At 61.4% G+C, this 24,523-nt stretch carries 26 protein-coding genes and 1 pseudogene; 14 read left to right on the top strand and 13 right to left on the bottom strand.

What is annotated here, in order from left to right; translation table 11 throughout:
• Positions 1-19 precede the first annotated feature (19 nt).
• Positions 20-457, bottom strand: a complete 438-nt coding sequence (locus FIV39_RS21130; RefSeq protein ID WP_090400506.1) for a GNAT family N-acetyltransferase — start codon at positions 455-457, stop codon at positions 20-22.
• A gap of 354 nt (positions 458-811) precedes the next feature.
• Entirely contained in the window at positions 812-1,414 is a 603-nt protein-coding gene (gene gstA, locus FIV39_RS21125) for a glutathione transferase GstA (protein WP_090400505.1), read from the bottom strand.
• Positions 1,415-1,510: 96 nt separating this feature from the next.
• Here gstA and FIV39_RS21120 point away from each other — a divergent pair, with 96 nt between their 5' ends.
• The gene (locus FIV39_RS21120) at positions 1,511-2,380 is read left to right on the top strand and encodes a LysR family transcriptional regulator (protein WP_090400504.1); all 870 of its coding nucleotides are present in this window, start codon (positions 1,511-1,513) and stop codon (positions 2,378-2,380) included.
• 167 nt (positions 2,381-2,547) lie between these two features.
• Positions 2,548-3,470, top strand: a pseudogene (locus FIV39_RS21115) (PAS domain-containing protein); the annotation flags it as partial.
• A gap of 123 nt (positions 3,471-3,593) precedes the next feature.
• Here FIV39_RS21115 and FIV39_RS21110 read toward each other — a convergent pair.
• The 5 genes from FIV39_RS21110 to FIV39_RS21090 all read right to left on the bottom strand — a co-directional run bounded on the left by FIV39_RS21110 (position 3,594) and on the right by FIV39_RS21090 (position 8,224).
• A complete protein-coding gene (locus FIV39_RS21110; protein WP_090400503.1) occupies positions 3,594-4,091 on the bottom strand; it encodes a hypothetical protein in 498 nt (165 codons plus the stop codon).
• 133 nt (positions 4,092-4,224) lie between these two features.
• Positions 4,225-5,634, bottom strand: a complete 1,410-nt coding sequence (locus tag FIV39_RS21105; protein WP_090400502.1) for an MFS transporter — start codon at positions 5,632-5,634, stop codon at positions 4,225-4,227.
• Between the two features lie 12 nt (positions 5,635-5,646).
• On the bottom strand, positions 5,647-6,384 hold the full coding sequence (locus tag FIV39_RS21100; RefSeq protein ID WP_090400501.1) for an NAD-dependent epimerase/dehydratase family protein: 738 nt from the start codon (positions 6,382-6,384) through the stop codon (positions 5,647-5,649).
• A 102-nt stretch (positions 6,385-6,486) separates the two neighbouring features.
• Positions 6,487-7,119 carry a glutathione S-transferase family protein gene (locus FIV39_RS21095; RefSeq protein WP_090400500.1) on the bottom strand — a complete coding sequence of 211 codons (633 nt, stop codon included), beginning with the start codon at positions 7,117-7,119 and terminating at the stop codon, positions 6,487-6,489.
• A gap of 73 nt (positions 7,120-7,192) precedes the next feature.
• A complete protein-coding gene (locus tag FIV39_RS21090; RefSeq protein ID WP_167361141.1) occupies positions 7,193-8,224 on the bottom strand; it encodes an HTH-type transcriptional regulator GntR in 1,032 nt (343 codons plus the stop codon).
• A gap of 212 nt (positions 8,225-8,436) precedes the next feature.
• On the opposite strand from FIV39_RS21090, the gene FIV39_RS21085 reads away from it, so the two are divergent.
• Positions 8,437-8,970, top strand: a complete 534-nt coding sequence (locus tag FIV39_RS21085; RefSeq protein WP_090400498.1) for a gluconokinase — start codon at positions 8,437-8,439, stop codon at positions 8,968-8,970.
• An 84-nt stretch (positions 8,971-9,054) separates the two neighbouring features.
• Complete coding sequence (locus FIV39_RS21080; protein ID WP_090400497.1) at positions 9,055-10,407, top strand: GntP family permease; 1,353 nt, start codon at positions 9,055-9,057, stop codon at positions 10,405-10,407.
• Between the two features lie 96 nt (positions 10,408-10,503).
• Here FIV39_RS21080 and alaC read toward each other — a convergent pair whose 3' ends face one another.
• On the bottom strand, positions 10,504-11,715 hold the full coding sequence (alaC, locus tag FIV39_RS21075) for an alanine transaminase (protein ID WP_090400496.1): 1,212 nt from the start codon (positions 11,713-11,715) through the stop codon (positions 10,504-10,506).
• 196 nt (positions 11,716-11,911) lie between these two features.
• On the opposite strand from alaC, the gene FIV39_RS21070 reads away from it, so the two are divergent.
• Positions 11,912-12,391 carry a GyrI-like domain-containing protein gene (locus FIV39_RS21070; RefSeq protein ID WP_090400495.1) on the top strand — a complete coding sequence of 160 codons (480 nt, stop codon included), beginning with the start codon at positions 11,912-11,914 and terminating at the stop codon, positions 12,389-12,391.
• 147 nt (positions 12,392-12,538) lie between these two features.
• On the opposite strand, the gene FIV39_RS21065 is transcribed toward FIV39_RS21070, so the two are convergent.
• Complete coding sequence (locus FIV39_RS21065; RefSeq protein WP_090400494.1) at positions 12,539-13,066, bottom strand: GNAT family N-acetyltransferase; 528 nt, start codon at positions 13,064-13,066, stop codon at positions 12,539-12,541.
• Between the two features lie 145 nt (positions 13,067-13,211).
• Between FIV39_RS21065 and FIV39_RS21060 the strand changes: the two genes are divergently transcribed.
• From FIV39_RS21060 to FIV39_RS21045, 4 genes are read left to right on the top strand one after another with little or no spacing between them, the layout of a single operon-like run.
• Positions 13,212-13,631 carry a YybH family protein gene (locus FIV39_RS21060; protein ID WP_090400493.1) on the top strand — a complete coding sequence of 140 codons (420 nt, stop codon included), beginning with the start codon at positions 13,212-13,214 and terminating at the stop codon, positions 13,629-13,631.
• A 42-nt stretch (positions 13,632-13,673) separates the two neighbouring features.
• Positions 13,674-14,018 carry a YciI family protein gene (locus tag FIV39_RS21055; RefSeq protein ID WP_065939122.1) on the top strand — a complete coding sequence of 115 codons (345 nt, stop codon included), beginning with the start codon at positions 13,674-13,676 and terminating at the stop codon, positions 14,016-14,018.
• A 33-nt stretch (positions 14,019-14,051) separates the two neighbouring features.
• Positions 14,052-14,528, top strand: a complete 477-nt coding sequence (locus FIV39_RS21050) for an SRPBCC family protein (protein ID WP_090400492.1) — start codon at positions 14,052-14,054, stop codon at positions 14,526-14,528.
• The gene (locus FIV39_RS21045) at positions 14,525-15,748 is read left to right on the top strand and encodes an RNA polymerase sigma factor (protein WP_090400491.1); all 1,224 of its coding nucleotides are present in this window, start codon (positions 14,525-14,527) and stop codon (positions 15,746-15,748) included. Before FIV39_RS21050 ends, FIV39_RS21045 begins: the two co-directional genes overlap by 4 nt.
• Positions 15,749-15,871: 123 nt before the next feature.
• Here FIV39_RS21045 and FIV39_RS21040 read toward each other — a convergent pair whose 3' ends face one another.
• Positions 15,872-16,726 carry a LysR family transcriptional regulator gene (locus tag FIV39_RS21040; protein ID WP_090400490.1) on the bottom strand — a complete coding sequence of 285 codons (855 nt, stop codon included), beginning with the start codon at positions 16,724-16,726 and terminating at the stop codon, positions 15,872-15,874.
• An 88-nt stretch (positions 16,727-16,814) separates the two neighbouring features.
• Here FIV39_RS21040 and FIV39_RS21035 point away from each other — a divergent pair, with 88 nt between their 5' ends.
• Positions 16,815-17,327, top strand: coding sequence for a multidrug/biocide efflux PACE transporter (locus FIV39_RS21035; protein ID WP_090400489.1), 513 nt, complete (start codon positions 16,815-16,817; stop codon positions 17,325-17,327).
• On the opposite strand, the gene FIV39_RS21030 is transcribed toward FIV39_RS21035, so the two are convergent.
• Positions 17,226-17,984 carry an SDR family NAD(P)-dependent oxidoreductase gene (locus tag FIV39_RS21030; RefSeq protein WP_090400488.1) on the bottom strand — a complete coding sequence of 253 codons (759 nt, stop codon included), beginning with the start codon at positions 17,982-17,984 and terminating at the stop codon, positions 17,226-17,228. The genes FIV39_RS21035 and FIV39_RS21030 overlap by 102 nt on opposite strands.
• Positions 17,985-18,090: 106 nt before the next feature.
• Between FIV39_RS21030 and FIV39_RS21025 the strand changes: the two genes are divergently transcribed.
• On the top strand, positions 18,091-18,987 hold the full coding sequence (locus FIV39_RS21025) for a LysR family transcriptional regulator (protein WP_090400487.1): 897 nt from the start codon (positions 18,091-18,093) through the stop codon (positions 18,985-18,987).
• On the opposite strand, the gene FIV39_RS21020 is transcribed toward FIV39_RS21025, so the two are convergent.
• Positions 18,984-19,901 carry a LysR family transcriptional regulator gene (locus FIV39_RS21020; protein WP_090400486.1) on the bottom strand — a complete coding sequence of 306 codons (918 nt, stop codon included), beginning with the start codon at positions 19,899-19,901 and terminating at the stop codon, positions 18,984-18,986. The genes FIV39_RS21025 and FIV39_RS21020 overlap by 4 nt on opposite strands.
• A gap of 104 nt (positions 19,902-20,005) precedes the next feature.
• Here FIV39_RS21020 and FIV39_RS21015 point away from each other — a divergent pair, with 104 nt between their 5' ends.
• The 3 genes from FIV39_RS21015 to FIV39_RS21005 are packed head-to-tail and all read left to right on the top strand — an operon-like array spanning position 20,006 to position 22,669.
• The gene (locus FIV39_RS21015; RefSeq protein ID WP_027605627.1) at positions 20,006-20,761 is read left to right on the top strand and encodes a 5-oxoprolinase subunit PxpA; all 756 of its coding nucleotides are present in this window, start codon (positions 20,006-20,008) and stop codon (positions 20,759-20,761) included.
• A gap of 58 nt (positions 20,762-20,819) precedes the next feature.
• On the top strand, positions 20,820-21,698 hold the full coding sequence (locus FIV39_RS21010) for a 5-oxoprolinase subunit B family protein (RefSeq protein ID WP_090400485.1): 879 nt from the start codon (positions 20,820-20,822) through the stop codon (positions 21,696-21,698).
• Positions 21,695-22,669, top strand: a complete 975-nt coding sequence (locus FIV39_RS21005; RefSeq protein WP_090400484.1) for a 5-oxoprolinase subunit C family protein — start codon at positions 21,695-21,697, stop codon at positions 22,667-22,669. The genes FIV39_RS21010 and FIV39_RS21005 overlap by 4 nt, the downstream gene beginning before the upstream one ends.
• A 124-nt stretch (positions 22,670-22,793) precedes the next feature.
• On the opposite strand, the gene FIV39_RS21000 is transcribed toward FIV39_RS21005, so the two are convergent.
• A complete protein-coding gene (locus FIV39_RS21000; protein WP_090400483.1) occupies positions 22,794-24,410 on the bottom strand; it encodes an inorganic phosphate transporter in 1,617 nt (538 codons plus the stop codon).
• Positions 24,411-24,523: the final 113 nt, after the last annotated feature.

Genomic DNA, 24,523 nt, shown 5'->3' with positions numbered 1-24,523 from the left:
TGGGGCCCCCACCGGGCGATCACACATTATCCGAGGACGACCGCACTAAACGATCTAAGCCCATCGCGATCATCGGCTTGTTACGTTTGTAGCGCACCAGTCGTTCGCTGAGGGATTGAGGCAACACCGTGTCTTGCGTAAAGCCCATGCGCTGATACAACCCCTCCAGGTCTGGATGGCACAGCAGCCACAGCGTGCCTTGTACATCGGCCGCCGCCGCACCGATCAATCGCCCCGCCAACCCCTGGCCGCGATACGCCGGGTCGACAAACACGCCGGTCAACCACTGCCCGCCGACCACAGGCGTCACGCACAACCCGGCGACAATCTCGCTGTCGCGCGCTACCCACAAGCGCCCGCCCTTGAGCGCCTTCATCGGTGAACCGTGGCGGCGATAAAACTTGTTCAGCAACGGCCACAGCGGCTCTGCCAGCGGTTCGATGTGCAGTTCGGGCATGGTGTTTTGGGCAACATAATCAAGGGCCTGGGATTATAAGCGCCTTCTGTGCGGCAATAGGTGGTATACCCACTGTTACATCCCCTGTAAGTGGAGCATGCATCATGGCCAAAGGTATGGATTCAAAGAAAGCCGCGAAGAAGAAACCGGCAAAGACTGCCGATGAAAAACGCGCCGACAAGAAAGCCAAGAAAACCGAGACAGGCCTGTTCGGTCACTGAGTTACACGCTTAGAACCAAACGATCTGCAAGATTTTCCCGCGTCACGGCACAGGGCAGGAAATACCTGCTCTGAGTTGCCGATGCCTAACAACTCACGGCGTCGGCGGTTCCTGCACTCCGTTGCATTTCAGCTCATGGGTTTTCGGCGGCCAACGCGGCGATGGCCGCAGGGCGCTCGCCTACCCGCTGCATAAACGCCACCAGCGCCGGCCACTGCTGCAGATCAATCTGGTGAAACGCCGCCCAGCGCAGCACCACAAACAAGTACGCATCCGCCACCGAATACTCCCCGCCCAACAGGTAATCCTGGCTCTGCAGCGGCTGCACCAGTACTGCCAAACGCTTGCACAACGTGGCCAGGAACATCGCCCGCACGTCGCCCTGGATCGCACCGTTGAAGAACACCGCCAGGCCTCCATGAATTTCCGTGGCAATAAAATTCAGCCATTCCTGCAAGCGCACGCGCGCCCAGCTGCCATTGGCCGGGGCCAGGCCTGCTGCGGGTCTCAGGTCGGCCAGGTATTGCAGGATCGCGCTGGCTTCGGTCAGCACCTGGCCGTTATCCAGTTGCAGCGCTGCGACGTAGCCCTTGGGGTTGATCTGCAGGTAGTCCTGGCCATCGGCGGTGGTTTTGGCCTGGTTGTGGACTCGTACCAACTCAAACGGCAACGCCAATTCGCGCAGCACGATATGCGGCGCGAGGGAACAGGCGTTAGGCGAAAAATACAGCTTCATCGTGGGCAACTCCGTAGGATTTGCGCCAGTCTCACTGGCGTGGCACCGTGCGTAAAATTAAACCTTCAGACCCCTGCCATAAGGACAGCGACTGCCATGATGAACCTGATGCACTGGCGCCTGCTGGTGGCTGTGGCCGATCAGGGCAGCATTACCGCTGCCGCCGAATGCGTGGGCATGACCCAATCCGCCGCCAGCCAGGCCATGGCCGGCATGGAGGCAACCCTGGGCGCGCAACTGTTTACCCGTGAACCGCGCAAGACCTTGCCCACTGCCCTGGGGTTGAGTGTGATCGAGCAGGCAAGGGTGATGCTGGGTGCGTTGCAGACCATTCGCAGCACTGTGGATGAAGCACGCCCGATGCTGCGTGGAAGTCTTCGTATCGCCAGTTTCCCCAGGGTGTTGGCAACGTTTCTGACACCGCTGTTGCAACGTTTCCATCAGTTGTACCCCGGCATCGAGGTCACCACCCTGGATGTCACCGACAACGAAGTACTCACCCTGCTTGATGCAGACCTGATCGACCTGGGCGTGGTGCTCAACCCCAGGCCCGAGTGTAACGCCACGGTGTTGGGACGGGACTTGTGGTTGGCGGTGCTGCCCGCGAACCATACGTTGGCGCAACGCTCGGTCGATGCCACGGTGTCGCTTGAGGAATTGCTCGCACAACCCTTCGTCCTCGCCACCGGTGGTTGCACTGCCAATGCCCGTAGCCTGGGAGCCGCGGCGGGGCTGAGCCTGAGCGATATCCGCGTGGAAGTGCGCGAATGGAACAGCGCGTTCAGCCTGGTGCGTGAGGGCGTCGGCGTCACGCTGGTGCCGGAAATGGCCCTGCCGGTCCAACGTAATGGCCTGCGCGTAATGCCGTTGACGGTGCCGCTGCACCGCGAGTTTGCCTTGGTCTGTTCACCCACCCGTCCCCCTTCGGCCGCCGCCAGTGCCTTGCTGAAAATGCTGGCTGACTAGTGGCCTTGCATCGCGTCAAGCCCTGTCTATGCTCACTCAGAACCGTTGATGACGCTCGGGAAATAAGGCGTTTTGGACAGTGGTTCCCACAGAGCTCTGCCTGCAGTATCCACTTTATGAATGGAATGCGCCCCGCCAGGCGCCGGTAACTTAAGGGTGATCCGAGCATGTTCAATCTTCATCACAAAGCCGACCTGCTTGAAATCCAGCGTTTTTCCTGTGCACTCACCGAATCCAACGCCAAGCTCGCCGCCATCAGCCGCTCCATGGCGATGATCGAGTTCGACCCCGATGGCGTGATACTCGATGCCAACGACAACTTCTGCAAAGCCATGGGCTACAGCGCCGAGGAGATTCGCGGCAAACATCACCGCATTTTTTGCGACGAGGCCTACACCCGCACCGATGCCTACGCGAAGTTGTGGCACGACCTGGCACGGGGCGAGGCCCTGAGCGGCACGTTCATGCGGTTGAACAGGCACGGCCAGGAAGTGTGGCTTGAAGCCAGCTACATGCCGGTACTGGACAGCGATAACCACGTACACAGAGTGATCAAGGTGGCGTCGGATATTTCCGCGCGGGTGCACCATGAGTACGAGAACCAGAGCCTGATTGACGCCATCGGCCGCTCCATGGCGGTGATCGAGTTCACGCCTCAGGGCCAGATCCTTAACGCCAACGAAAACTTCCTCAAGACCGTGCAGTACTCCCTGGGCGAAATCGTCGGCCAGCACCACAGCATGTTTTGCCATCGCGGCGAAGTGGAATCGCCGTCCTACAAGGCGTTCTGGGCTTCCCTCAGCCGTGGCGAATTCCACTCACACCGCTTTGAGCGCAAAAACAAATACGGTCAGACGCTGTTTCTGGAAGCCTCCTACAACCCTATCTTCGATACCAATGGGCGCCTGTACAAAGTGGTGAAATTCGCCAGTGACATCACTGACCAGGTCACCACCCTGTGCACCGCCGCCGATTCGGCCCACGCCACCTCGGTACAAAATGACGCCTGCGCGCGCAAGGGGGCGGGGTGGTGCAACAAACCGTGGAGATCATCGAAGAAATTTCCCACAACCTGAACCAGGCCGCGCTACCGGAACAGTAGTCCTGCACTGCTGCCAGTTTTACTTGCTCTGTGTACTTACCCATGACACCCCCAAAGGTTGTGTCCAACCTTTGGGGGTCAGTTCACAAAGCCTGGGAACGATCGTGTGGTTTAGATCGCAGCCAGGGTTTCTTTCACGGTCTGCGCCTGCGGGTCAGTGGTCTTCGCTGCTACCTGCTGCTCTTGCTGCTGCTTCAAGCGCTCAGCCACTTGCTTGGAAATGGCGTCCTGCTTTTCCAGGGACATGTTCTGCACATCGGCTTCGGTCAAACCCTGTTCTTTGAGCAATTGCTCGCGAATGCGCTCGGCCGGGGTCTTGCTCATGTAGTCGGTGAACTCCGAGCGCGCACCCGAGGTAGCACTGGTCGCCGACGCGTCGGTGCTCGATGTGCTGGCTTGCAACTGCACGCGGGTTTTGGCGAAGGCTTCATCAATACGGTCGCTCGCCTTGTCCAGATCCTTCTGCGCGGCCGGCAAGGTCACGCTTTGCTGCGCCGCTTGCAGGGCACCGCTGTATAGCGTGCTGGCGGCGGCGTTGGCAGGGTCCATGTCGGGACGCGTGATCTTTTGAAGGGTCGACACGGCTTGGGTGTTGTTGTTAACCAGCATGATCGGTCACCTGGGAAAATGTTCGGTGCCATAGCTTGAGCAAATAACATGCCGGGTCCATTAACCCCGCTTTTACTGGCTTTGGCCTGGCCGCCGCGGCAAATATTGTCCCGCAGGCGGCCAACCGTTGCCGTCAATGGGCGATATTTTCCAGGGCCAGGTTGCGCGTACGCGGGCCGAACCAACTGATGGTGATCATCACGATCAGCATGCTGCTGGCAATAAACGCCAACACGCCCGGTGTGCCCAGGTGTTCGAGGATAAAACCGATCAACAGGCTGCTGAACACGGTAGACAAGCGGCTGAACGAATAGCAGAACCCCACCGCCCGCGCACGGATATTGGTCGGGAACAGCTCGCTCTGGTAGGAGTGGTAACTGAAGCTCAGCCAGGCGTTGCAGAAGGTGATCATCACCCCGCAGATCACCAGCCCCACCGCCGTGGACTGCAACGCGAACAGGCTGCCGAAGATCACCGCACCCATGGCGGAGCCGACGATCTGCCATTTGTTTTCAAAGCGGTTGGCGACTTTCACGAACAGCAGCGGCCCCAGCGGGTAGGCGAGGGTGATGATAAAGGCGTACAGCAAGCTGTGGGTCACGCTGACGCTCTGGCCCGAGAGCAACGCCGGCAGCCAGTTGCCGAAACCAAAAAAGCCGATGGCCTGGAACACATGGAACACAATCAGCATCAACGCGCGGCGGCGATACGGAGGTTGCCAGATGTCGGCAAACCGGCCGCTGCCTTGCACGCTGACCGCTTCGGGCTCGGGTTCATCCAGCGGTTTGCCGTGGTCTTTCCGGCAGCGCGCCTCAAGGTTGTCCATGATCGTACCGGCTTCTTCGAAGCGACCCTTTTGCGCCAGCCAACGCGGTGATTCCGGCAGGCGCTTGCGCAGTTGCCAGATAAACAGCGCAAACACCGCACTGCTCAGCACCACCCAACGCCAGCCCGAGACCCCGAACGGCGCCTGAGGCACCAGCCACCACGACATCAACGCCACGGCCGGTACGGACAGAAACTGGATGAAAAACGCAAAGGCAAACGCCGAACTGCGCATGCGCTTGGGCACCAGTTCAGACAGATAGGCGTCGATGGTTACCAACTCAATGCCCAAGCCGATACCCACCAGGAAGCGCATGCCGATGATGCCCAGCGCCGACGTCTGAATGCCCATCAACACCGTGGCGACGGTGTACCAGATCAAGGCAAAGGTGAAGATCGCCCGGCGCCCGAAGCGGTCGGCGATGGGGCTGAGGAGGCTGGCGCCGAGGAACAGGCCGAGGAAGGTCGCCGAGGCGAATGCCGCCTGGTCCGAAAAGCCAAACACGCCCTCGCTGCCGGTGTGGAAAATCCCGTCACTGATCAGGCCGGGGCTGATGTAGGCGGTCTGGAACAAGTCATACAGCTCGAAAAAACCGCCGATCGACAGCAGCGCCACCAGGCGCCAGACCGTGGCGACGGCGGGCAGGCGGTCGATACGCGCGCTGATATGGGCAGCGCGGATCGGGTCGATGCCGTCTGTAGCGGGGAGTGCAGGCATGGCGGGAAAAACTCAGTCAGTGATGGGGATATTGAAGGTCTGAAATGCATCGTCCAGCGGATGGTAACCCAGCACCCGCGTGGTTTCGCTCAGGTCCAGGCGCTTGAAACGGTTATTGGAAATGCCGTGGGCGATCAGGTGCTTCACGCCGACGGCTTCCACCGAGCGTTGCAGCAACTGCACGGCATCGCGCGGGCTGAGCCAGGCGCTGAGGTCGCGGGCGTTGTTCAGGTCGTGGGTTTCAACGAATTCAAACGCGCCGATGCGCAGGGCTATCGTCGACAGCGGGGTTTTTGCCGCGTAGTAGCCGCACAGTGCTTCGCCGTAGCATTTGCTCACGCCATACAGGTTGGCCGGCATCACCGGCATGCCTGGGGTGATCTGCCGGTCTACCGGATAGCCTTCGATGGTTTGCGCGCTGCTGGCGAACACCAGGCGGTGCACACCCGCAGCCACGGAGGCCTCAAACAGGTAGGTGGTGGCGAGGATATTGTTGGGCAGCAGTTCGTCGAACGAGGCGCTGGCGTGGGGGATGCCCGACAGGTGCACGATCACGTCGATACCTTCGAGCAGGCTGGCGAGGCTGGCTTTGTCGCTGAGGTCTGCGTGTACGAAGCGGTGTTCGTCCAGGTCGAAATCCGGCGCGATGCGGTCGGTGAGGGTGAAACGGTAGCGGTCTTTCGAGGCGTCGAAAAACGTCTTGCCGATTCTGCCGCACGCGCCGGTGAGCAGTACGTTGAGTCCTTTCATATACCCTCCGGTTAGCTACAAGTCAGGAGCTTCAAGCCTCAAGTTAAGCTGCCTTTTTCTTGCGGCTTGCGACTTGCGGCTCAAAGCTTGCTGCTGCTTTTATCAGTTATGCCCGTCGAGGGCGAAGAGCTGGAAGCCCTGGTGCTGGCCTAGGCGCTGGTAGTAGGCGGCAATGGCGGGGTAGGCCGGGCGTTCCATCGGCGTCATCTGCCAGCGGTGCACCGAGAGGCCGATGAGGATGTCGGCGAGGGTGAATTCATCGCCGGCAACAAAGGCGCCGGTCCTGGCCAGTTGTTGCTCGAGGATGCCCATCTTGTCATTCCAGAGCTGCACGGCGGCGGCAATCTGCGCCGCGTCCAGGCCGTCCGGGTTATTGCGTACGAGGGCGGTGAACGCATCGCCCCAGGCGCGGTTGAGTTCGACGGCTTGCCAGTCGATCCACTGCTCGACCCGGGCCCGGGGTGCGGGCTCGACCGGTAGCAGGTCATTGCGTTGATAGAGGTTCACGAGGTAGCGGCAGATGGTGTTGGATTCCCACAGGACGCCGTGGTCGTCGATCAGCACCGGTATCTGCGCGTTGGGGTTCAGGGCGAGGAACTCGGCGGACTGGGTGGGCTTGAAGCCGATGCCCCAGTCTTCGCGCACGTAGTCGATGCCCAGTTCCTGACAGGTCCAGAGCACTTTGCGCACGTTGATGGAGGACGTGCGGCCCAAGATTTTCAGTGAGTGTGCCATGGTGCTTTCCTTGCGGTGGAGAACAGCCAATCTAACAGGGGCCAAGCGGGCATGGTTAAAAATGTGGGAGGGACTACGTGCTTTCCCGCACCTGCAACTCAAACCCCATATCCACCACCGGCTTGGCGATCTTGTTGCCCGCCATGATCGTCAGCAAATGCTCCGCCGCCCGCCGCCCGATCGCTTCCCTGGGCGTGCTGATGCTGCTCAGGCGCGGCACCATGAAGGACGACGCCGGCAAGTCATTGAAGCCCAGTACCGCGACACGTTCCGGCACGTTGATACCGTGGCGCATGGCTTCCAGCAGCGCGCCCTGGGCCAGGTCGTCGTTGCCGAAGAAGATCGCATCCACATCCGGATGGGCGGCCAGCAGTTGCAGGAACAGCTCGCCGCCCAGGCCCACCGAGGAGGGGCGTGGTGTCAGCAGTTCCAGCGCCGGATCGTACAGGCCGGCCTGTTGCAACGCCCGACGGAAACCTTCGCCACGCAGCAAGGTGCGTTGGTCCAGTTGCGCGCCGATATACGCCAGGCGCTTGCGCCCACGGGAGATCAAATGTGCGGCGGCCGTTTCACCCGCCGCCAACTGCGAGAAACCGACGCAGTTCACGCCGGCATTGGGGTCGAGGTCCATCATGTACACACACGGCACATTGCTGGCCTCGACCATCCGTCGGGCGCTTTCGGTGCGATCGAAGCCGGTCAGCAGCAACCCGCGTGGCTGGTAGGCCATGTAGTTGCGCAGCAGGTTTTCTTCTTCGTCGCGTGAATAGTGGGAGTTGCCGATCAGCACTTCAAAGCCCTTGGGCCGCAGCACCTGATGAATGGCTTCGAGGGTTTCGATAAACAGCAGGTTGGACAACGACGGCACCAATACCACCACCGAATGGCTCTGGGCCGAGGCCAGCGCGCGGGCGGCGGGGTTGACCACGTAGTTGAGTTCGGCAGCGGCGTGCTGGACTTTTTCCACCAGTTCGATGGCGACGGTGCTGATGCCGCGCAGCGCGCGGGAGGCGGTAATCGGGCTGACGCCGGCCAGGCGGGCGACTTCATTGAGGGTAGGGCGACCGGTGGTGCGGGTATTTTTATCGTTCTTAGAGGTCATCAGGCGGCTTGCCAAACAAAAATCGAGGCACTAAGGTAGCGCTGTCTCCAAAAGGCTGCAAATTATTGAACTTTGGGTTGCCTGATCCGGTTCAAATGATTGGAGCGGATGCACGCGTCACTCCATAAAAATGACAAGACGGCGCGGGAAAAGCCTGTTTTTGCACTCGCCTTACGGCGTGCAAAGGTAGCGCTATCTGCGTCTTGAGGTGTTCGATGAGTCAACCTGTTACCGCCCTGGTCATCATGGGTGTTGCCGGCTGTGGCAAGACCAGCGTCAGCGAGGCCCTGTGCCGCCTGAACGGTGCCACCGCCATTGAAGGCGACAGCTTCCACCCCGCCGCGAACATCGAAAAGATGAGCGCCGGCCACCCCCTCAACGACGACGACCGCGCCGGCTGGCTCGACATCCTGTGCGATGAACTGCGCCGTTCGCTCAAAGCCGGTGAACATCCGGTACTCACCTGCTCCGCGCTGAAAAAGAAATACCGCGACCACCTGCGCGAAGCCGCGCCGGGCCTGGGCTTTGTATTCCTGGAGCTGACCCGCGAAGTCGCCGCCGACCGCGTGTCCCATCGCCCCGGCCATTTCATGCCGGCCAGCCTCATTGACAGCCAGTTCGCCACCCTTGAATCGCCCAAGGGCGAGTCGCTGACCCTGGCCCTTAATGCCAGCGAAGACAGCGTCGAGGAACTGGCCGAGCAGACCAACGCCTGGTGGCTGAAACACGGTTTTGAACCATCCAACTAATTTTTTGCCGGAAAAGATAGCGCTATCCCCGGCAGGAAATTCAACACCCGCTTTAATAACAACAACAAACAGGAGAGACCCCCCATGTTTGGCATGTCCCACGAGTCGTACCTGCTGCTAGATGCAGTAGTCACTATCATCGGGTTGATCGTTCTGATCACCAAGTTCAAGGTTCACCCGTTCATCGCACTGATCATCGCGGCAGGCTTTCTCGGCCTGACCTCGGGCATGCCGGTGGACAAGATCATCAAGGCGTTCCAGGACGGTTTCGGCGGGGTGCTCGGCTTTGTCGGCATCATCCTCGCGCTGGGCACGATGCTCGGCAAGATGATGGCCGAATCCGGCGGTGCCGATCAGATCGCCCAGACCCTGATCCGCGCCTTCGGCAAGGACAAGGTCCAGTGGGCCATGATGTTCGCCGCGTTCCTGGTGGGCATTCCGCTGTTCTTCGAGATCGGCTTTGTGCTGCTGATCCCGCTGGTGTTTATCGTCGCGCGCCGTACCGGCGTGTCGCTGATCAAGATCGGCATCCCGTTGCTCGCCGGCCTGTCGGCAGTCCATGGCCTGGTGCCGCCGCACCCAGGCCCGCTGCTGGCCATCGGTGTGTTTGGCGCCGACATCGGCAAGACCATCCTCTACGGCCTGATCGTCGCGCTGCCGACGGCCATCATCGCTGGCCCGATCTTCGGTACGTTTATCGCCAAGTACATCCCGGGCAACCCGTCCCAGGAACTGGTCGACCAACTGGCCCGCGAGCCTGAGAACAAAAACCTGCCGAGCTTCAGTATCACCCTGGTCACCGTGCTGTTGCCGGTGTTCCTGATGCTGCTCAAAACCTTCGCCGACATCGCCTTTGCCGAAGGCAACGTGGTGCGCAACTGGATGGATATGATCGGTCACCCGATCACCGCCTTGCTGCTGGCGTTGCTGCTGTCGCTGTACACCTTTGGCAGTCGCCAGGGCATCCATTCCAAGCAGATCCTCAAACTGCTCGACGCCAGCCTTGCGCCGACCGCCGCGATCATCCTGATCATCGGTGCCGGTGGTGGCTTCAAGCAGATGCTGGTGACCAGCGGCGTGGGTGACGTGATCGGCCATATGGCGGTGAACGCACAGATCAACCCGATCCTGCTGGCGTGGCTGGTGGCAGCGGTGATTCGTGTAGCGACCGGTTCGGCCACCGTGGCGACCATTACCGGCGCGGGCATCGTAGTGCCGGTGGTGGGGATGATTCCCGGAGTTAACCGTGAGCTGCTGGTGTTGGCGACGGGGGCGGGTTCGTTGATCCTGTCTCACGTCAACGATGCGGGGTTCTGGCTGGTGAAGCAGTACTTCAACATGACCGTGGCCGAGACCTTCAAGACCTGGACGGCGATGGAGACCATCCTGTCCATTGTGGCGTTGATCTTTATCATGTTGCTGTCGTTGGTGGTGTAACCGACACACCAGCAGCAAGGGTGAAAACCCAATGCAAATGTGGGAGGGGGCTTGCCCCCTCCCACATTTTGACCACATTTGTTCAGGTGGATCGGGTCAGGTTTTAGCGACCAGCCCATCCGCCCGGAACATCCCGCGAATCCCGCGCACCGCCTGGCGAATCCGGTCCTGGTTCTCGATCAGCGCAAAGCGCACATGATCATCCCCATACTCGCCAAACCCAATCCCCGGCGACACACAGACCTTCGCTTCCAGCAGCAGCTTCTTGGCAAATTCCAGCGAACCCATGGCGGCATACGCTTCGGGGATCTTCGCCCAGACGTACATCGACGCCTTGGGGTTCTCCACCATCCAGCCCAGCTCATGCAGGCCCTTGACCAGCACATTGCGGCGCTGGCGGTACTGCTCGGCGATGTCCTTCACGCACTGCTGGTCGCCTTCGAGTGCAGCAATCGCGGCGACTTGCAGCGGAGTGAACGTGCCATAGTCGTGGTAGCTCTTGATCCGCGCCAGGGCGTTGACCAGTTCCGGGTTGCCCACCATGAAACCGATGCGCCAGCCGGCCATGTTGTAGCTCTTGGACAGGGTGAAAAACTCCACCGCAATGTCCTTGGCGCCCGGCACCTGCATGATCGACGGGGCTTTCCAGCCGTCGTAGACGATGTCGGCGTAGGCCAGGTCATGCACCACCAGCACGTCATACTGCTTGGCCAGGGCGATCACCCGTTCGAAGAAGTCCAGCTCCACGCACTGCGCGGTCGGGTTGGACGGGAAGCCGAGGATCATCATCTTCGGCTTGGGGATCGAGCCGCGAATCGCCCGTTCCAGCTCGGCGAAGAAGTCCACGCCAGGAATCAGCGGTACCGAACGCACCTGGGCGCCGGCAATCACGGCACCGTAGATATGAATCGGGTAGCTCGGGTTGGGTACCAGCACGGTGTCGCCCTGGTCCAGGGTAGCCAGCATCAAATGCGCCAGGCCTTCCTTGGAACCGATGGTCACGATGGCTTCGGTCTCGGGGTCGATGTCCACTTCGTAGCGGTCTTTGTACCAGCGCGAAATCGCGCGGCGCAGACGCGGAATGCCTTTGGAGGTGGAGTAGCCGTGGGTGTCTTCACGCTGGGCGACGGTGACCATTTTCTCCACGATATGGGGAGGCGTGGCGCCGTCGGGGTTACCCATGCTCAAGTCGATGATGTCTTCGCCGCGCCGACGCGCAGCCATCTTCAGCTCGGCAGTGATATTGAAAACATAAGGGGGGAGTCGATCTATGCGCGCAAAGCGGCGCGGCGAACCTTGGTCGGCCATTGTTGCCTCGAGAGTACGTAAGCGCCCGGAACCGTCCGAGCGACGTCGGCCACTGCGGTGGCCTGCGGGGCAGACAATACGGCCGGTGATGGCCAGTTGTCCAGATGCGTAGGAAAATTTTCTGCATGGAGTACGGCACAGTTATGCCCCTATACTCGATACGGGTTTGTTCCCTCATAAGAAGGAGACTGTTCAGATGGATCAGCAGACAAAACAACCGTTAGAGCCACGCATGGAAGACGGCAAGGCCCTGGTGATCGCCGGGGTGCAAGGGCGATATGCAAAGGCCACTGTGGGCGATATTCCCAAGCTGTGGGGCGTGTTTGACGACAGCGTAAGACACATCAAAAAGCGCGTCGGCGGTGTGAGCTACGGCGTTTGCCATAACCCCAGCCACGGTGAATTCGATTACATGGCGGGGGTGGAAGTGCCGTCCAAAGGCGATGTGCCGAGCAACTTCGAGTCCGTCGAACTGCCCGCGCACCACTACGCCGTGTTCCCGCACTACGGGCCGGTGCAGGCACTGGAGCAGACCTACGAGCGGATCATGTTCGAGTGGCTGCCGCACTCGGGCTACAAGGTGGCGGGGGCGGATTTCGAGCGCTACAGCGCGGATTTTGATGGGAAGAAGGGGCTGGGGACGGTGGAGATCTGGTTGCCTGTGGAACCCAAGTAACCACTGGCTGAACACGTCCCTCTGTGGCGAGCGGGCTTGTCCCGCGTTGGGCTGCGCAGCGGCCCCAAAACCTACCGCTGCGGTTCACCCGGAAGAATGCGGCAGCGCTGAATAGGGCTGCTGCGCAGCCCCTCGGCAGAGCCATGGTTAAGACGCATGGCGCGAACTTGGCTGTCGGGTTGCTGAGCGATCCAACACCCACCTCAACCTCCGCTCATACCCAACCCGGCCCTTATACGCCTCCCCGCTGTCCACCCATCCAGCGCCCAGATACAACCCCATCGCGGCCACATTGTGCGTGTCCACCGACAACTCCAGCGCCTTGATCCGCGGCCACGCCCGCATCGCTGCAGCCGGCAGTGCCTGCAAACACGCCTTGCCGAACCCACGCCCTTGCTGATGTCGATCCACCTGCAACGCATGCAGCGTCGCGCTGTGTTCGTCGGCCCAGTGGGGCAGGCACGGCGGGCGTTTGAGCAGGAGGAAAGCCACCGGAATGTCGTCGGCCAGCAGCGCAAAGCCTTTGACGCCGGGGCTGGGCTTGGCAAGGAGCGAATTGAGGGCGCAATACATGTCGCCGGAAAACGGCAACTGTTCAGGGTGAACTTCGATGGCGCCGACTTGCTGTTGTTGCACAGCATTCAGCGTCTCGTAGGCGACAAGACGGGTTTGCATCGGCGTGTCCGAACAGTTGCATAGAAGGGCGCAGTCTAGCGGTTTTGTGCGGGGTGAAATTATTTTTCAACGGGCTGTCGATTTGCCCAAAGGCCGTTCGACTAAGGGTGTCTTCCGTGATTTTCCAACCCGAAGGAGTATCGCCATGAGTACCGCAATCAACACCCTGATCGAACAATGGAAGCACGCCGTGCTTTCGCGGAATATCGATAAGATTGTCAGCTATTACGCCGACGATATCGTCTCGTTCGACGCCGTGACCGCCCTGCAATTCAAGGGCAAGGCGGCCTACCGTGCGCACTGGGAAGCCTGCATGGAGCACTGCCCCGGTCCGGGCATTTTCGAGTTCCACGAACTGCGTATCGTCGAGTCCCAGGACAGCGCATTTGCCCACTGGCTGGCCCACTGCGGCGGTGCCGGGCCGGACGGTGAAGTGAAGGCCTGCTGGATGCGTGTGACTGCCGGTTATCAACGTTTTAACGGCGACTGGAAGGTGGTGCATGAGCATTGGTCGGCACCGTTCGACATGGCAAGCGGCACGGCACTGTTCGACCTGAAACCTTGAGCGCCGCGAACTATAGTCAATAGTCCGAAAACGGAGACGCACATGAAATACCTCTGCCTGATCTACAGCAACGAGCAGGTGCTGCACACCTCGCCGGACAGCCCCGCAGACCCGGAGTGCCTTGCCTACGCGCAGTCCATCCAAAAAAGCGGGCGGATGCTCGCCGCTGAGCCGCTGGAGTCGGTGACCACCGCCACCACGGTGCGCATGCGCAACGGCAAGCTGTCGATCACCGACGGGCCGTTTGCCGAAACCAAGGAACAGCTCGCCGGGTTCTACCTGATCGAGGCGCGGGACTTGAACGAAGCGATCCAGGTGGCCGGCGGTATCCCGGCCGCCCGGGTCGGCAGTGTGGAAGTACGCCCCGTGCGTGAATTGAATCTCTGACGACAACAAACATAAAACTCAGGAGGTTTACCCATGAAGACGCAACCCGCCGAATTTGAACTGTCCATCAGCCGCTTGATCGATGCGCCCCGCAGACGTGTATTCCGCGCCTGGACCGAGCCGGCCTTGCTGCAACAATGGTGGGGCCCCCACGGCATGACCACCCCCGAGTGCGAAATGAACCTGTGGGTCGGTGGCCTGTTTCGCACCCTGATGCGCGCGCCGGATGGCAGCGAGTACCCGACCCAAGGGGTGTTCCTGGAAATCGATGCACCCAATCGCCTGGTGTTTACCGATGCCTTCATGCCGGGGTGGATCCCCTCCGGCAAGCCGTTCATGAGCGCCGAAGTCACCTTTGAGGAGCAAGACGGCAAAACCCTCTACACCGCTCGCGCCATGCACTGGAGCGCTGAAGACAAACAGGCCCACGAAGCCATGGGTTTTCACGACGGCTGGGGCCAGAGCCTGGACCGCCTGGTGACGCTGGTGACCCAGGGCATGCGCGATTGACGCCTCCCATCGAGGCGATCTACCGCAGTGAGTCGCGGCGCGTCCTCGCCACCCTGATCCGCCTGCTGGGGGATTTCGACCTCGCCGAAGAAGCCTTGCACGAGGCGTTCTTCGTCGCGGTCGAGCGTTGGCCGCAAGAGGGTGTGCCGGACAACCCACGGGCCTGGCTGGTGTCGACCGGGCGCTTCAAGGCCATCGACCGCTTACGCCGCCAGGCTCGTTTTACCCCGTTATTGCAGGCGCAGGCTGACGCACTGGAAGCCGCTGACTGGAGCGTTGAGGACGTGGAAGACGACCGCCTGCGCCTGATCTTCACCTGCTGCCACCCAGCGCTGGCGGCCGACGCCCAGGCGGCGCTGACCTTGCGTGAGATCTGTGACCTCACCACCGAAGAAATCGCCCGCGCCTTTCTGGCCTCCCCGGCGACCATCGCCCAGCGTATCGTGCGTGCCAAGGGCAAGATTCGCGAGGCCAAAATCCCTTATCAAGTGCCGTCACTGGCCGAGCTGCCCGAGCGCCTCGACAGCGTGCTGCGCGTGATTTACCTGGTCTTCAACGAAGGCTATTCGGCGTCCATGGGGGCGGACCTCACGCGCGAGGAACTGACCCACGAAGCCATTCGCCTCGGCCGCCTGCTCCTGGAATTGCTGCCGGAGCCGGAAGTCATGGGCTTGCTGGCACTGATGCTGTTGCATGAATCCCGCCGCGCGGCGCGCACTTCGGCCAGCGGCGAACTGGTGTTGTTGGATGAACAGGATCGTTCGTTGTGGGATGCGTGCTTGATGGCTGAAGGTTGCGCGCTGGTGGAACAGGCACTGACCCAGCGGGGTTTTGGCCCGTATTGCCTGCAAGCGGCGATTGCAGCGGTGCATGCCGAGGCACCCAGCGCCGGGGAAACGGATTGGCCGCAGATTATCGGGCTCTACGATGTGCTGCTCAGGGCCGTGCCGTCGCCGGTGATCGAGTTGAACCGCGCCGTGGCGGTGGCCATGCGCGAGGGGCAGCTGGCGGGGTTGCAGTTGGTGGAAGGCATTCTGGCGCGCGGGGAATTGCTGGATTACCACTTGGCGCATTCGGCGCGGGGCGAGTTTTGCCGGCAGTTGGGGCGCATGGACGAGGCTCGGACAGCCTACGAAAAAGCCCTGTCGCTGACCCAGCAAATCCCGGAAAAACGCTTCCTCAAACACCGCCTGGCCGAACTCAACTCCCCCAAGCAATGAAGATCAAAAATGTGGGAGGGGGCTTGCCCCCGATAGCAGGGTGTCAGTCGCTGCATTGGGTGACTGGCCCACCGTCATCGGGGGCAAGCCCCCTCCCACATTAATCTCAATTGTCTGAAAAAATCACTCCAGCATCTTCCCCAACAACCAACTCCCCGCCGGCCCTGGCGGATGGTGCCGGGACCACAGTGCATCCACGGCCACCGAGCGCGGCCAACCGCGTGCCTTGAGTTCGACCAGTTGCCCGCCACCAAAGCGTTCCACCAGCCAGCGCGGAATCGGTGCCCAGCCGAAACCCAACTGCGCCATCTCCAACAGCATCAGGTAACTGGGGGCCGACCAGACGCGGCCGTTGGCACGGGTTTCGTTCGGGTTGATGATACTTGCCAGGCGCAATTCGCGGTGCTGTTGCAGGGTGTGTGCAGTGAGGGTATCGAGGCCCGCCAGCGGGTGTTTCGGTGACACGAACAGGGCGATTTCGGTGCGCTCGTCCACGGGCGCGCGGGTCAGGTCCGGCGGATATTCTTCCTGGTGTTCAATAAACGCAATCTGCGCTCGGCCGCTTTGGACCAGGGCGATCAGGTCTTCGCATTCGGCGATCAGGCATTCCAGCTCAAGGTCCGGGTAGCGCTGTTCAAACGCGCTGAGGGCGACCTCGAAACGGTCGGACTGGTAGGTATCCGACATGGCGATACTCAGCTTCGGCTCCAACCCCTGGGCCAACTGACTCGCCGCCAATTCCAGCCGACTGCTGGCCTCCAGCACCTGCTCGGCCCGTTGCAACAACACATGGCCCGCAGGTGTCAGCGTCGGCTTACGGCTGCTGCGATCAAACAGCACCACATCCAAGTCAATCTCCAGGCTCGACACGGCAGCGCTGACGGTTGACTGGCTCTTGCCGAGCTTGCGCGCCGCCGCCGAAAACGAGCCTTGGGTGGCCGCCTGCACAAATGCCTGCAGCACTTCGTTAGAGGCCATGACTATCGCCTTGATCGATGGTTATTGGTTATGAAGTATCGAGTCAAAGGCTAATGATGGCAATCATCGTCACTCACGGAGCCGGGTCATGAACCCTACCAAGTCGATTACTGAACGTGTTTGCCAGGCCATTGGTTTCGAAGCCCTGGCGTTGTTGATCTGCACCCCGTTGCTGGCGTGGATCATGGACAAGCCTGCCCTGGAGATGGGCATGGTCACCTTGGCGATCAGCCTGTTGGCGCTGACCTGGAACGTGATTTTCAACGGCCTGTTCGACCGCCTCAAGGCGCGCCTGCAACTGGCCAACAACAGTTGGACCCGAGTGCTGCATGCCTTGCTGTTTGAAGGGGGGTTGATCCTGGTGTGTGTGCCGCTGATTGCCGCCTGGCTGAACATCAGCCTGGTGCAGGCGTTTATCCTCGACATAGGCGTACTGCTGTTTTTCCTGCCGTACACCTATGTGTATCACTGGAGTTATGACGTGCTGCGCGACAAGTTCCTACAGAAACATGCCGCCCGACGCCTCGATACGCTGGCCGGTGATCCACTGGCTACCGTCGGCGAGCAGGCTGGCAATGGCCCCGCCAATATCATCCGGTAACCCGGCGCGGCCCAAGGCGGTATTGCTGGCGACCATGGCGTTGAGGCTGGCGTTGTCGCGCACGGCACCGCCGCCGAAGTCGGTTTCAATCGCGCCGGGTGCCAGGATGTTAACGCTGATGCCACGGCTGCCCAGCTCTTTGGCCTGGTAGCGGGTCAGCACTTCCATCGCGCCTTTCATCGCGGCGTACGCGGCGTAGCCAGGCAGGCTGAAGCGCGCCAGGCCACTGGAAATATTGAGGATGCGCCCACCGTCGCGGATCAACGGCAACAGCTTTTGGGTCAGGAAAAACGGGCCCTTGAATTGGATCGCCACCAACTGATCGAACTGCGCTTCGGTGGTCTCGGCGAAGCTGGCGTGAATGCCGATACCGGCATTGTTGACCAGAAAATCGAAGTGCTCCTGTGCGAAAACATCCTTGAGCACGCCAGCAACATCGTCGACGAAATCAGCGAACGTCGCACTCTGGCTTACGTCCAGTTTCAGCATCGCGGCACGGCCGCCGAGTTGTTCGATCTGTGCGACCAATGCCTGCGCTTCATCGGCCTTGCTGTGGTAAGTGCCAATGATGTCGACACCTTGTGCCGCCAGGTGCAGTGCAGTGTTTTTGCCCAGGCCACGGCTGGCGCCGGTGATCAATGCGATTTTACGGGTCATGGTGAGTTCCTCGGTGAGTGAGCGTGGGAAGCAGTGTATTTGTCCGGCCATAACGTGATAAACAGCGCTATACCGGAATCACTGGCCGAATAAGGCGAACAATCCCATGAATAAACTGGAGCTGTTGCGCACCTTTGTGCGCGTCACCGAGCTGTCGAGTTTCACCGGCGCCGGCGAGAGTCTGGGCCTGCCGCGCTCCACCGTGTCCGAGCATGTGCAGGCGCTGGAAGAATTGCTTGGTGCACGCCTGTTGCAGCGCACCACGCGCAAGGTGCAGGCGACCCAGGACGGCCGCGTGCTGTATGAGCGCAGCAAGGATTTGCTCGCACACATGGAGGAATTGGAGGGGCTGTTTCGCCAGGACGAAGCGCAACTCGCCGGGCGGATTCGGGTGGACATGCCCAACGTGATGGCGCGGGACTTGATCCTGCCGCGTCTGCCGCAGTTCATGGACGCGCACCCGCTGATCGAGTTGGAGATCAGCACCACCGACCGCCAGGTCGACCTGCTCGCCGAAGGCTTCGATTGCGTGCTGCGCGTCGGCGCGCAGCCGGACCAGAGCGTGGTGGCGCGGCTGCTGTGCAGCATGCCGATGATCAACTGCGCGAGCGCCACCTACCTGCAACGCTACGGCGTGCCGCAGACACTGGCCGACCTGGCCGACCACCACCTGGTGCATTACGTGCGGCCGTTGGGTTCACGCTCGGCGGGGTTTGAATACGTGCAGGGCAACAAGGTGCTGCGCATCCCCATGGCCGGGCGGGTCACGGTCAACAGCACCGATGGCTACAAGTCTGCCTGCCTGGGTGGTTTCGGGATTATTCAGGTGCCGGCCCTGGGCATGGGCGACGAGTTGGCGAGCGGTGAACTGGTGGCGGTCCTGCCGGACTATCCGGCACCGCCGCTGGATGTGTCCCTGCTCTACGCCGGGCAGCGGCATCTACCGCTGCGGGTGCGGGTGTTCATGGACTGGCTGGCGGCCATCCTGCATTCGCAGCTTTAACGCCGCGCCGACAGCTGTTGCGGCGCCAGGAAGGCGTCGTGGAAGTAATCGCGAAACGCCTGCATCGCCGGGGTAAAGGCGCGCTCGCGATGCCAGGCCAGGCCGACGCTCATGGGCGTGACGGGATCGGTGACGGTCAGGGTTTCGATGCGCTTGCCTTCCAGCGACCAGGGCCGGTGCACCAGGTCCGACAGGATCGCCACGCCGCTGCCATTGGCGACCATGCTGCGCACCGCCTCTACCGAACTGGTGCGCAGCCGCACCTTGGGCGTCTGCCCGGCCTGTTCCCAGTAACGCATGGCGCTGTGTTCGGCCTCATCGACGGTGAGCAGGATGTACGGCTCCTGCGCCACATCCGCCAGGCTCACCGCACCGCGCTCGCACAATGGGTGATGGCTGGGCAGCCATAAACGGCGCTCCGAGTTGAACAGGATTTCCGAGACGATCGCCGGGTGAGTGAGGTTGGCGGTGAGGACCACGGCCATGTCGAACTGGCCATCGAGCAAGCCCTGTTCGATGGCCTGGCGCTCCTGCTCGAACACCTCGAGGGTCACATCCGGGTGCCAGTGTTCCATGCGCTGCAGGTGGTGCGGCAGGAAGTAACCCAGCACCGTGTAGCTGGCCGCCAGGCGCAGCACGCCGCTGGCGCGGTAGTCGGGCAACGGGCTGTTCAGCGCGTCGTCGACACTGCGCGCAATCACATAGGCGCGGTTGAGAAAATGCCGCCCGGCATCGGTCAGGTTCATGCCCTGGGCCGAGCGCACGAACAGCTGCACGCCAAGCAGGGCTTCCAGCTCCTTGATCGCCGTGGTCACGGCAGACTGGGAGATGTTCAGGTGAATCGCCGCCTGGGAAATCTGGCCGATTTCGGCGGTGGCGACGAAGTAGCGGATTTGGCGCAAGGTCAGGGACATGGCTTTATCTGATTTTCAGAAGATAGGCCATCTGATAATAGATCTTCCCAAGGGGTCAAGCCGCAGCCTACTTTCCAGTATCACCTTTTGGCGGAGCGTCCCCGATGCAGGCAGTGGATTTCAATTCAGACATGGGCGAAGGCTTCGGCCCCTGGACCATCGGCGATGGCGTCGACGCAGAGCTGATGGCCTATATCAGCTCGGCCAATATCGCCACCGGCTTCCATGCCGGCGACCCCGGCACCATGCGCCGCACCGTCGCGCGCGCCAAGCAATTGGGGGTGGCCATCGGCGCACACCCGGGCTTTCGCGACCTAGTGGGCTTTGGTCGTCGGCATATCCATGCACCGGCCCAGGAGCTGGTCGACGACATGCTCTACCAGCTGGGCGCGCTGCGTGAAATCGCCCGCGCCCAGGGCATGACGCTGCAACATATCAAGCCTCACGGCGCGCTCTACATGCACCTGGCCCGCGACGAAGAAGCCGCGCGCCTGCTGGTACAAAACCTGCAAATCATCGAGCCGACACTGTTGCTGTACTGCATGCCCAACTCGGTGATCTGGCGCGTGGCCAAGGAACTCGGGCAGCCGGTGGTGCGCGAATTTTATGCCGACCGTGAGTACGATCTGACCGGCTCCATCGTGTTTACCCGCAACGTACGCGCGCTGGACCCGGCCACGGTCGCGGCCCGCGTCCTACGTGCGTGTCAGACGGGGCTGGTGCGTACCGTAGAAGGCGAAGACCTGTTTATTGAATTCGACTCCATCTGCCTGCACAGCGACACCCCCGGCGCCCTGGAGCTGGTGGAAGCCACCCGTGAAGCCCTGGACCAGGCGGGCATCACAGTCAAAACACCCTAATAAGATCGAACGTTCACTTTTTGCCTGCCTTTCTATAACGATTCCAAGAGGAACAGACATGGCTGAAACGTCCCCCATCCGCTACAGCTTCGGTGGTGATGAGCACCTGTTTGCCGAAGTCAGCGAGAGCATGTCCCTGGAGGCTTTTTTCAAGGGCATGGCCGTGACCCGTGCCGTGGAGCGCCTGGCGCTGGAAGGCGTGCTGGATGTGTGCCTGGCCAATGCATCGTTCCAGATTCGCTTCGACCCCGACCGCATCGCGCCCCATGTGCTGCTCGACGCCGTGCAAAGCGCCGAAGCCCAGGCCGTGGCCGAGCGCACCCTGCACACACGCATCATCGAAATCCCGGTGCTCTATAACGATCCCTGGACCCATGAAACGCTGATGCGATTTCGCGACCGCCATCAAGACCCCAGCGCCACCGACCTGGAATACGCCGCGCGTATCAATGGCCTGGCCGATGTTGACGCGTTTATCGCCGCTCACAGTGGCGCGCCGTGGTTTGTCTCGATGGTCGGCTTTGTCGCGGGCTTGCCGTTCATGTTCCAGATGGTCGAGCGCGAGCGGCAGTTGCAGGTGCCCAAGTACCTGCGCCCGCGCACCGACACGCCGAAACTGACCCTCGGCCATGGCGGCTGCTTCGGCTGCATCTACTCGGTGCGCGGCGCCGGCGGCTACCAGATGTTCGGCGTGACCCCGGCGCCGATCTACGACCCGGCGCAGCAGTTGGCCTACCTCAAGGCGCATATGGTGTTCTTCCGGCCGGGTGACATCGTGCAATTCAAACCCATCAACCGGGACGCCTACGACCTGGCGGTTGCCGAGGTGGAGGCAGGACGTTTCGACCTGCGCATTCGTCCGGTGGAATTTTCCCTCGATGCGTTTCTCGCCGACCCCATCGGCTATCCGAAAGCCCTGCAGGAGGCGCTGGCATGATCAAGGTCCTCAAACCCGGCCTCGCCACCTCTGTGCAGGACCTGGGCCGCGAAGGTTATTACCACCTGGGCATTCCGCCATCGGGTGCGTTGGACCAATACGCCTTGAGCGCGGCCAACCATCTGGTGGGTAACCCCATGGGCGCGGCGGGCCTGGAATGCACATTGATCGGGCCCGAACTGGAGTTTCAACGAGATGCCTTGGTCGCGCTCAGCGGTGCGTTGATGTCGCCGCGCCTGGACGGTGAAGTGGTGCATCAGGACACCGCGTTCCAGGTGCGTGCCGGGCAGGTGCTGCGTTTCGAATTTCCCAAGGCCGGCGCCCGCACTTACCTCGCCGTCGCCGGTGGCATTGACGTGCCGTTGGTGCTCGGCAGTCGCTCCACTTACACCCTCGGTGCACTCGGTGGTTTCCACGGGCGACGCTTGCAGGAGGGCGATGAATTGCCCATCGGCGACGCCAGCGGTCTGGGCCGTGCGGGCAACAGTTTGCCGATGGCGTTGCGCCGCTCGGTGGGCGGCGATGTCACATTGCGCGTGGTGCCAGGGCTGTATTACGAGCGATTGACAGCGGGCGCCAAGAGCAGCTTTTTTGCCGAACCGTGGACAGTCGGCTCCGAGGCGGACCGCATCGGCTATCGCTTCAAGGGCGGCAGTGCACTGAGTTTTCAACCGCGTGAGCAACCGTTCGGCGCGGGGTCGGATCCGTCGAATATCGTCGACAGTTGCTACCCGATTGGCTCGATCCAGGTACCGGCCGGGCTGGAGCCGATTGTGCTGCATCGCGATGCGGTATCCGGCGGTGGCTACGCGATGATCGGCACGGTGATCAGTGCCGACCTGGACTTGATCGGGCAGATGCAGCCGAACCAGCGGGCGGGGTTTGTGGCGGTGACCCTGGAAGAGGCGCTGGAGGCGCGGCGGGTGTACAAGAAACGCCTGAAAGCTATGGCCGGGTTGTTCACTCGCTGACACACAGCCATTCAAACTGTGGGAGGGGGCTTGCCCCCGATGACGGTGTGTCAGCTACAGATTGGCTGACTGGACCACCGCCATCGGGAGCAAGCCCCCTCCCACAGTTTCAATCCAGGTTGTGTCAGAACAGTTTGGTGAACAGCCAGTACAGGCTACCGGATAGCACAATTGCCGCCGGCAAGGTGAGCACCCACGCCATCAGCAGATTGCGGATGGTCCGCATCTGCAACCCACCCCCATTGGCCACCATGGTCCCCGCCACACCCGACGACAACACATGGGTGGTCGACACCGGCAGCCCGAACATATCCGCTGCGCCAATGGTCAGCATTGCCACGGTCTCGGCCGAGGCGCCCTGGGCGTAAGTCAGGTGGGTCTTGCCGATCTTCTCGCCCACGGTGACCACGATGCGCTTCCAACCGACCATGGTGCCCAGCCCGAGGGCGATGGCCACGACGATCTTCACCCACAGCGGAATAAACCGCGTGGCATTGTCGATCTGTTGCTTGAACAGTTGCAGCTTGCCTTGGGTGTCGGCGTCGAAATTGCCGACCTTGCCCTTGTCCATCAAGCGAATGGTTTCGCTGGTCAGGTACATGTCGTTACGCACGTTGCCCACGGCTTCGGCGGGGACTTTGGCCAGGGAACCATAACCTTTGACTTCGTCACCGATCTGGCCGGCGAGGGCGGCGAGGGCAGGGATCAACTCAGGCGTCGCTTCCTTGGTGCTCACATAGGTCGAGAGGATCGGTCGCGGGTCGCCCGGCAATACCTGCGGCGCGCTTTTTGCCAGGGCCACCTGGGTTACTTCGGCCACGGCGGCGAACTGCAATGACTGCTCGGCCGGCATGGTGCGGTTCAGCGCATAGGCCATCGGCAGCGTACCGACCAGGATCAGCATGATCAGGCCCATGCCTTTTTGCCCATCGTTGGAGCCGTGGGCGAAAGACACGCCGGTGCAGGTGACGATCAGCATGCCGCGAATCCACCACGGCGGCGGGGTGTCGCCTTTGGGCGCCTTGTACAACGCGCGATTTTTCACGAAGGCGCGCAAGGCCAGCAACAGCAAGGCGGCAAAGGCGAAGCCGATCAACGGCGAGAGCAGCAGGGCATAACCGATCTTGATCGCCTGGCTCCAGTCCACGCCGCTGGTGCCGTCACGGCCGTGCATCAAGGCATTGGCCACGCCGACGCCGATGATCGAACCGATCAGGGTGTGGGACGAGGAGGCCGGCAACCCCAGCCACCAGGTGCCGAGGTTCCACAGGATCGCGGCGATCAGCAAGGCGAAGATCATCGCGAAGCCGGCCGATGAACCCACCTGCAAAATCAGCTCCACCGGCAGCAAGGCAATGATGCCGAACGCCACCGCGCCGCTGGACAGCAGCACACCGAGGAAGTTGAAAAAGCCCGACCACACCACCGCAAACTGCGGCGGCAGCGAGTTGGTGTAGATCACCGTGGCGACGGCGTTGGCGGTGTCGTGGAAGCCATTGACGAACTCGAAACCCAGGGCGATCAACAGTGCCACACCCAGCAGCAGGAACGGTGTCAACGTGGTGGGCTGGGCGCCTATTTCGTGCATGTCGTGCATGAGGCTGTAGGCGGTAAACAACAGGCCCATGGCAAGTACGGCGAAAAAAACGATCACTGTCACCAGGCCAGGTTTTTTGTCCAGGCGCGGTTTTGAATCGGCGGAGGATGAGTGCGTGGAGGCAGTCAGGGAAGGGGTAGCCATGCCGAGGCATCCGTATTGGGAGGATGCCGTTCATGTTCATTGCAGAATGTTACAGCGATGCTGCCGCAGGTCATTGTTTAGGTAATCGGGTGTGCCGCTGGTCTACAAAACAC

The organism is Pseudomonas grimontii, from assembly GCF_007858185.1.
Taxonomy (GTDB): Bacteria; Pseudomonadota; Gammaproteobacteria; order Pseudomonadales; family Pseudomonadaceae; genus Aquipseudomonas; species Aquipseudomonas grimontii.
Note: the sequence above shows the minus strand (reverse complement) of the source record. Positions and strands in the feature narration are given on the sequence as shown.

What these genes read in the sequence shown, in the direction of transcription:
- FIV39_RS21130 (WP_090400506.1), bottom strand. Translation starts at nt 457, where the DNA reads ATGCCCGAACTGCACATCGAACCGCTGGCAGAGCCGCTGTGGCCGTTG.
- gstA (WP_090400505.1), bottom strand. Translation starts at nt 1,414, where the DNA reads ATGAAGCTGTATTTTTCGCCTAACGCCTGTTCCCTCGCGCCGCATATC.
- FIV39_RS21120 (WP_090400504.1), top strand. Translation starts at nt 1,511, where the DNA reads ATGATGAACCTGATGCACTGGCGCCTGCTGGTGGCTGTGGCCGATCAG.
- FIV39_RS21110 (WP_090400503.1), bottom strand. Translation starts at nt 4,091, where the DNA reads ATGCTGGTTAACAACAACACCCAAGCCGTGTCGACCCTTCAAAAGATC.
- FIV39_RS21105 (WP_090400502.1), bottom strand. Translation starts at nt 5,634, where the DNA reads ATGCCTGCACTCCCCGCTACAGACGGCATCGACCCGATCCGCGCTGCC.
- FIV39_RS21100 (WP_090400501.1), bottom strand. Translation starts at nt 6,384, where the DNA reads ATGAAAGGACTCAACGTACTGCTCACCGGCGCGTGCGGCAGAATCGGC.
- FIV39_RS21095 (WP_090400500.1), bottom strand. Translation starts at nt 7,119, where the DNA reads ATGGCACACTCACTGAAAATCTTGGGCCGCACGTCCTCCATCAACGTG.
- FIV39_RS21085 (WP_090400498.1), top strand. Translation starts at nt 8,437, where the DNA reads ATGAGTCAACCTGTTACCGCCCTGGTCATCATGGGTGTTGCCGGCTGT.
- FIV39_RS21080 (WP_090400497.1), top strand. Translation starts at nt 9,055, where the DNA reads ATGTTTGGCATGTCCCACGAGTCGTACCTGCTGCTAGATGCAGTAGTC.
- alaC (WP_090400496.1), bottom strand. Translation starts at nt 11,715, where the DNA reads ATGGCCGACCAAGGTTCGCCGCGCCGCTTTGCGCGCATAGATCGACTC.
- FIV39_RS21070 (WP_090400495.1), top strand. Translation starts at nt 11,912, where the DNA reads ATGGATCAGCAGACAAAACAACCGTTAGAGCCACGCATGGAAGACGGC.
- FIV39_RS21065 (WP_090400494.1), bottom strand. Translation starts at nt 13,066, where the DNA reads ATGCAAACCCGTCTTGTCGCCTACGAGACGCTGAATGCTGTGCAACAA.
- FIV39_RS21060 (WP_090400493.1), top strand. Translation starts at nt 13,212, where the DNA reads ATGAGTACCGCAATCAACACCCTGATCGAACAATGGAAGCACGCCGTG.
- FIV39_RS21055 (WP_065939122.1), top strand. Translation starts at nt 13,674, where the DNA reads ATGAAATACCTCTGCCTGATCTACAGCAACGAGCAGGTGCTGCACACC.
- FIV39_RS21050 (WP_090400492.1), top strand. Translation starts at nt 14,052, where the DNA reads ATGAAGACGCAACCCGCCGAATTTGAACTGTCCATCAGCCGCTTGATC.
- FIV39_RS21040 (WP_090400490.1), bottom strand. Translation starts at nt 16,726, where the DNA reads ATGGCCTCTAACGAAGTGCTGCAGGCATTTGTGCAGGCGGCCACCCAA.
- FIV39_RS21035 (WP_090400489.1), top strand. Translation starts at nt 16,815, where the DNA reads ATGAACCCTACCAAGTCGATTACTGAACGTGTTTGCCAGGCCATTGGT.
- FIV39_RS21030 (WP_090400488.1), bottom strand. Translation starts at nt 17,984, where the DNA reads ATGACCCGTAAAATCGCATTGATCACCGGCGCCAGCCGTGGCCTGGGC.
- FIV39_RS21025 (WP_090400487.1), top strand. Translation starts at nt 18,091, where the DNA reads ATGAATAAACTGGAGCTGTTGCGCACCTTTGTGCGCGTCACCGAGCTG.
- FIV39_RS21020 (WP_090400486.1), bottom strand. Translation starts at nt 19,901, where the DNA reads ATGTCCCTGACCTTGCGCCAAATCCGCTACTTCGTCGCCACCGCCGAA.
- FIV39_RS21015 (WP_027605627.1), top strand. Translation starts at nt 20,006, where the DNA reads ATGCAGGCAGTGGATTTCAATTCAGACATGGGCGAAGGCTTCGGCCCC.
- FIV39_RS21010 (WP_090400485.1), top strand. Translation starts at nt 20,820, where the DNA reads ATGGCTGAAACGTCCCCCATCCGCTACAGCTTCGGTGGTGATGAGCAC.
- FIV39_RS21005 (WP_090400484.1), top strand. Translation starts at nt 21,695, where the DNA reads ATGATCAAGGTCCTCAAACCCGGCCTCGCCACCTCTGTGCAGGACCTG.
- FIV39_RS21000 (WP_090400483.1), bottom strand. Translation starts at nt 24,410, where the DNA reads ATGGCTACCCCTTCCCTGACTGCCTCCACGCACTCATCCTCCGCCGAT.